4 protein-coding genes are annotated in these 6,762 nt (G+C 51.3%); 3 read left to right on the top strand and 1 reads right to left on the bottom strand.

What is annotated here, in order from left to right; all coding sequences use genetic code 11:
* The 3 genes from NZ772_11085 to NZ772_11075 all read left to right on the top strand — a co-directional run.
* A partial coding sequence (locus tag NZ772_11085; protein MCS6814092.1) for a transcription factor RcaD occupies positions 1 to 353 on the top strand: 353 nt, incomplete at its 5' end.
* Between the two features lie 392 nt (positions 354 to 745).
* On the top strand, positions 746 to 2,821 hold the full coding sequence (locus NZ772_11080; protein ID MCS6814091.1) for an ATP-binding protein: 2,076 nt from the start codon (positions 746 to 748) through the stop codon (positions 2,819 to 2,821).
* Entirely contained in the window at positions 2,818 to 4,791 is a 1,974-nt protein-coding gene (locus NZ772_11075; protein MCS6814090.1) for a DNA translocase FtsK, read from the top strand. The genes NZ772_11080 and NZ772_11075 overlap by 4 nt, the downstream gene beginning before the upstream one ends.
* A 66-nt stretch (positions 4,792 to 4,857) precedes the next feature.
* On the opposite strand, the gene NZ772_11070 is transcribed toward NZ772_11075, so the two are convergent.
* On the bottom strand, positions 4,858 to 6,762 hold a 1,905-nt coding region (locus NZ772_11070), incomplete at its 5' end, for a helicase-related protein (GenBank protein ID MCS6814089.1).

Raw genomic sequence — 6,762 nt, 5'->3', positions numbered from 1 at the left:
GCATACTTACCCAATCGGAACCAGTGGATACTGGCATCCCTAGCCCTTCCCTGTCTACAGAATTGCCGTCGGATGCTGATGTTCTAGATTGCATACGGAAATTGAATGATGAACTTGGTGGCCATAATTACTTGCCCATCTTTCACGTGCGACAGCGGTTACAGCCCCCCTTTTCTCGCCAAGCGCTGGATCAGGCTCTCTATCGGCTGCAACAACAGGATCAGATTGAATTGAGCACCTTGCAAGATACTAGCCCCTACTCACCAGAGCAACTCCAAGCAGGGATTCAGCAAGATTTTGGTAATCCGTTATTTTTTATCAGCTTGCCTCAGACCGATGACCTATTTGCCTAGCATAGGGTTGGTAGTCAGTGCTTTAGCATGAGGGGCAATCACAAGCTGAATCGATGCTGCCAATCTAGGTAATCACCTGCATCGCAGCAAGGGGGTTAGGATAGTGCATTAGCTGACTAGAGTCGGCACTACAGTCGGCGCTACGACCTGGGCAAAGAGCTTGTTAGGGTCATGATGTGCCTATGCAGTTGACCTTGCCCTAGGTTCCCGGCGCTGTGTTATGGGACTACTAGTAGACGCTGTGCTCAAGGTTTGAATTTTGGTTACATTTGAATTCTGGTTACATTCATGACATGGCAAAAATGACATAGAACTGTGCCTATAAATGCCCGTAAGTGTCCGTAAATATCCCTTGATTGTACTCCCTGTTACACACATTAAACAGACTGGTTATGGCTACCCTTGATGAGCTAATTTGTCGGAACCCGAATCCCTTTGATCCCCTAACCTTTCGAGTTGAAAACTTTTGGGAGCAGAATCCAGGCTGGACAGAGGCAGTGGAATCGATTCACCTAAAGGAATTGCAGCAATTAGAGGGTTATGTGCGCCTAGTAGCCGAGGATCACCAAACCCGGAGCTACGTGTTGATTGGCGATTCTGGTTGTGGCAAAAGCTATATGCTGGGTCGCCTGAAGCGACGGCTGAATGCCCATGCTTTCTTTGTCTACATTGGGCCTTGGGATGATGACACGTATATCTGGCGGCATATTTTGCGCTACACCGTGAATAGTCTAATGCGGACACCAGAGGGGGAAACAGAGTCTCAATTGTTGCTCTGGCTCAAAAGTCTGCCTGCCATACAGCAACCGGGATTGCTAACCCGTCTCATGAGCGAAAAACAGCGATTTATCAAGTATTTGAAGAACGCCTACACAATCGACATCTATCAGCCCCATGACTTTTTCTCTGCTCTCTATGGGTTAACCCAGCCAGACCTGCAAGTACTAGCCTGTGAATGGTTGCGCGGAGATGTGCTAGCGGAAGAGGATGCCGATCGACTGGGGGTCAAAACTGATATAGACAACGAATATGCTGCTAAGGAGATGCTGGCTAACATTGGACGGATTTCAGTGCAAACCAAGCCGATCGTCCTCTGCTTTGATCAAATCGATAAGGTGGCGCTACCCAACACAACCACAACCCTCAACATGCTCTGGAGTGTCAACTCCACGTTGCACAACAGCAAAGTGCCCAACCTCTGCATCATCATTAGCCTGATTGCCGAGACCTGGAACTTGGCCAAGGGGAAGATGTTACAGGCAGATCGGGCACGGTTACATAAGGGCATTCAACTCCACCCCATTTCTTGGCAACAGGCCGAAGCCCTGTGGGAACTTCGGTTACACGGCTTACATTGTGAAGCTGAGCCTCGCCCTGCCTCACCCCTAGCTCCCCTAGAGGCAGACCATCTGATCTTTAAGTTTCCAGGGGGTAAGCTAATGCCGCGTAGTGCATTGCAACTGGGCAATAGTCTGTATCAAGCCTATAAGCAAAACTTGCGCGATCGCTTACTGCCAGTAGCACCCGTTGTCCCGGAACCAGCAGCAGTGGATAGGTTGCCAGAAACATCTGACTCCGAGGTAGCTTTACAAGCGGCATTTCAATTGGTTTGGCAGCATGAGCACCGCAACGTTCAGCAAGAGGTGCAAGCCATTACTCAGTTTGCGTCCTATGAGTTACTGGCCATGTTGCGAGAGGTGATGTTAGCCTTAGAAGCTCAGGTAGCCCCAATTCCCTTCCATTCAAAGACTTACAGTGCCTATGGATTGCAATGGCAACAGGAGTTGTCTCGTCAGGTGCAGCGAGTGACCGCCGTGGTGTGGACAGAAGATGTCAACCTCACAAAGTTTTGTAACCTGATGAAAGCCTGCCAAAAATTGTTGGATGGGCACAAGTGCAATCGGCTCTGCCTAATCCGCTACGGCACAACGGGTAATCCGAAAAACAAAGGCTTCCAGATTTATCGACAGATTATGAGCAACAGTGCCCATCAACACCTATGCCCTAGTCTTTCGGATGTGCATTACCTATACACCTACCGTCGGCTGGTAAATGCAGCCTGTGCTGGGGAACTCGTCGTTGCTGATCAGACCCCCAATCTCCAAGAATTACAGCGGTTGGTGCGCAGGGCTGGGGTGTTGGAAGCGTGCACCCTGATGCAAGCCTTGGGGCTACTGCAACAGTCATCAGGCAGAGTAGGAGGTGCACCTAACAACGGCAAACCCATTGAGCTTACACCACCAGTACTGAGTAGTACTAGAGACTATGTGCTAAATTTCATGAAGGTGCAGGGCTTTCTCTCTCGACAGAAGTTGCTGGAGTATTTGCATCGTCAACTTCCTGATGTAGGGGTACCAACGATCGAGATGGCTATTTCCAGTCTTTGTAATGAAAGTCGCCTGACAATTATCGATAGTACGGTGCCTCTAGATGCCCAGTTAATCTGCTACGTTCCCCAGGCAGCATGAACCCATCGCTGAGTGTTACCAAAGTCCGCGTTGCCTTTGAATGTCCTCGATTGTTTTATCTGGGGCATCATCGGGGTGGGTCAATGTTGTTTCAAGGGGATAAGACAACGATCGGCCTAGGGAAAGCCTTTCACACCCTCTCTAAACAGATGGTGCAAGCAATTCGCCGCGATCGTTCCCTAGTGGAAGCCTTAACCCCGGAACCATCCCAGTTACAGGGCGAAACGATGGCTGCTGCCCTACAAAGCCGCCTCTATAGTCAGGTGTTCTTTCCCTATTTGCAGACTGCGATCCAGGATGACGCTAGCAAAGCCGATCTGCTCTATCAACTGTGGCAGGGGTTGACTCGCCTCTTGCACAACTGGGCAAAATTACTGGTAGTCAATCGCCACTACTGCACGCCTACGGAAGTGGTGGAAAAAACCTTCCTAGCAGAGGAAATGGCCGTGAGCTATCGCTTCAAACTGCCCGATCGCAGCGAGCAATTGGTAAATGGTCAATTTGACTGCCTAGTGTACGACTTTCACCGACATCGCCTGTGCATGGTGGAATATAAAACCTATCCAGCTATTGACCCCACAGCACAACTGATCCAGGTGGCCCTGTACAGTTACATGCTGAGGCAAAAAATCGGCCTGCCGATCGATTCCACTGTGTACAACGTTTTACCAGATTGGCAGGAATATGCCTTTTCTTGGGATGAACTAGAGGCAACTATCTATCAACTATTGCCCCACAAGTTGCAACAAATGCAGCAGTGGCTAGCTTGGCAACCTTCCCAGCCTGACCCACCTCCAGCGACAGCCCTACCCCAGTTGTGTGAGCTATGTCCCCAGTTTACGCAGTGCCAGAGCTTTTTCTCCAAAACTTCTAGAGTAGCACTGCCAACAGTTCCCCCATCTCCACCACCGCCCTCCAATTCCCCTGCATTCCCGACGGCGGCTGAGGTGGGACAGCAATTGGTGGCAACCCTGCGTTCCTTCGGCATTGAAACCACCTATCAGGGGGCAGCCATGGGGCCTGCCTTCATGCGAATCAAGCTGAAGCCGATGGCTGGAGTTAAGGTGTCGTCTATTGTGCGGCTCAGTGATGACTTGCAGGTGCAGATGGGGTTGACCATGCCGCCGTTGATTGCTCCAGAGGCAGGTTACGTGAGTGTGGATTTGCCCCGTGCTGATCGCCAAGTTGCCCAGTTTGAAGACTATATCCGTCCTCAACGTCGGTTGCCTACCGATCCTGTGACGATCGCCATTGGCATCGACCTGGAAAACCGCCTGATTGAAGCTGACCTCTCTGATCCCAACACCTGCCACTTCTTGGTAGGAGGAACAACGGGTAGTGGCAAGAGTGAATTTTTGCGAGCGCTGATCCTCAGCCTGATGGGGCGCTATGCTCCTGAGCATCTGAACATTGCATTAGTGGATCCAAAGCGGGTAACCTTTCCAGAGTTTGCCCATAGTCCTTGGCTCTATCGACCCGTGGTGAAAGATGCAGAGGCAGCGATCGCCCTCATGGCCGACCTGGTGACCGAAATGGAAGAACGATATGAACGCTTTGAGCAAGCCCACTGTGCTGATATCCGTGCCTATAACCAATGTAGTCGCACCCCATTGCATCGACTCGTGTGTGTGTTTGACGAATATGCTGACTTTATGGCCGAGAAGGAAATCGCCAAGCAGTTGGAACACAGCATCAAGCGGCTAGGGGCAATGTCTCGTGCTGCTGGTATTCATCTGATCATTGCCACGCAGCGTCCAGAAGCGAAGGTGGTGACACCGCTAATTCGCTCAAACCTGCCAGGACGAGTGGCCCTTCGCACAGCCAGCACTGCCGATTCGGCGATCGTGCTAGGGGGCAAGCAAACAGCAGCCGCAAATCTGTTGGGCAAGGGTGATTTGCTCTATCTAGCAGGGGCAAAAACCCAACGACTTCAGAGCCTACTGGTGCGCGACGTGGCCCGCTGGCTATAGGCATAAACAGTCATAGCAGCCCTGAGTGATCTCGGCTAGAGTACCGCCGCTGACTTAAAAACACCCCTAGCGATCGTCCCACTGTTGCTTAAGGCGCTGAATTCGATCCAGTAGGCTTTCATTGGAAAGGCGAGAACCAAGACGTTCTACTAACAGAGGAAAGGCAAAGGGTGAAGGACGGCGAGTATCTTTCCAGACTAGGGTGAGGTGGCGCAGGCGATCGAGGGTGGCGGCGAGACGAGAGAGTTCTAGCTGCTCATCTAGGACTTCTTGCTCGGCTTGGCGCAACAATAGGTTATCTGGTTCATATTTTGTGAACACTTCGTAGATGAGGGATGCACTGACCTGAAGCTGACTAGCCGTTTTCTTAGCACCGGGATAGCCCTTGAACACAAGGCCAGCAATTTGAGCAATGCCACGAAAGGTGCGTCCTGTCAGTTCAGAGATGTTGAGGCTAGCTCGGAGATCCTCTGGGAGGCGATCGTGGTCAAAAAAGGCCGCAGAAAACAGATCTCGAAAGGGATAGCCCTTGGGAGCTAGGATCTCAAATCCGTAGTCATTGACGGAAATGGTGAAGGTCGATCGCTGCTGGCAGGCAAACCGATAAGCCCATAAAAAGCCTAATCCCTCATGGACAAAACGTCCTGCAAAGGGAAATACGTACAGGTGTTGACCCTCCCTCGTTTTGCAGGTTTCGATCAACAGGTCAGTAGCTTGGGGTAGATGGGAGAGGCGTTGCTGAGTCATGAGTAAGGGTAGAATACAGCGCAATTCAGGGGACTGATTTTCCCAAGCCTCCAATCCTCCAATCTCATATTGAGTGGAGAGAGCTTCGGGCTGTGTTCCTCTAACTGTTGGCCGTGGGGCTGGGGGGGAGGAAGAGGAGGAGTTAGCTAGTAATGCAGTTGCTTGGGCAATTGTTTGCCGCAGGTGATGGCTAAGGATGTCTGAAATGGCCAAGTTGCCACCGCCCCAGATGGGAGTAACTGTAGACTTGCGGGTCGTGGCTTTGACATAGGCAGTCATGTCTTTTACCATAAAGAACTCTAATTGTTTACCCGCAAAGAAAAATACATCCCCCTTCTCCAACTTGGAAATAAAGCTCTCCTCGATCGTCCCAATTTTTTTGCCCGTGGTGTACACCAGTTGCAGAGTTTGGTTGGCAGTAATGGTACCAATGCCCATGCGGTGCAGGCGAGCGATCGTGCGATCAGTAACCCGATACAGTCCTTGTTCAGTGACCACTACCTTTTTGTAGCGGGGATAGGCACTCAAGCACTTGCCACCTTGGGTAATGAAATTTAGTATCCAATCAAACTCTGCTGCTGTTAGGTCAGCGTAGGCCACTGTCTGCTGAATAGCTGCAAGGGTTTGCTCAGGTATGAAACCATCCCCACAGGCAAGGGTGACTAAATGTTGCACTAACACGTCATAGGGTTTCCGCAGGGGACGGCGGGCTTCCATGTCGCCGAGGGCTAGCCCGTGACGAAAGGCGGCGATCTCTAGCAGTTCTAAGGCATGGGTAGGCAGGAAAAAAATCTCGGAGGTACCGGCGGGCACGTGGGCAGAGCGTCCAGCCCGTTGCAGCAAACGCGCCAGATTTTTGGCACTGCCAATTTGCACAACTCGCTCTACTGGTTGAAAGTCCACTCCTAGGTCTAGGGATGAGGTACACACTACCCACTTCAGGTGTCCAGCTTTGAGACCAGCCTCGATCGCCTCCCGTTCTTCCACAGCGATCGACCCGTGGTGCAATGCTATCCGATCTATCTCCTCCGGCAGCAGAAATTGTAGGGCTTGGTACCAGCGCTCTGCCTGAGAGCGGGTATTGGTAAAAATCAGCGTCGATTTGTGAATGTCTAGTGCTGCCACAAGTTGCTCTGCCATGTGCAAGCCTAAATGTCCTGCCCAGGGGAAACTATCCACCGTGTCTGGTAGGATGCTAGTGATGATGGTTTGCCGCTGAAGGTC

It is taken from the genome of Cyanobacteriota bacterium (assembly GCA_025054735.1).
In the GTDB taxonomy this organism is placed as follows: Bacteria; Cyanobacteriota; Cyanobacteriia; order SKYG9; family SKYG9; genus SKYG9.
Note: the sequence above shows the minus strand (reverse complement) of the source record. Positions and strands in the feature narration are given on the sequence as shown.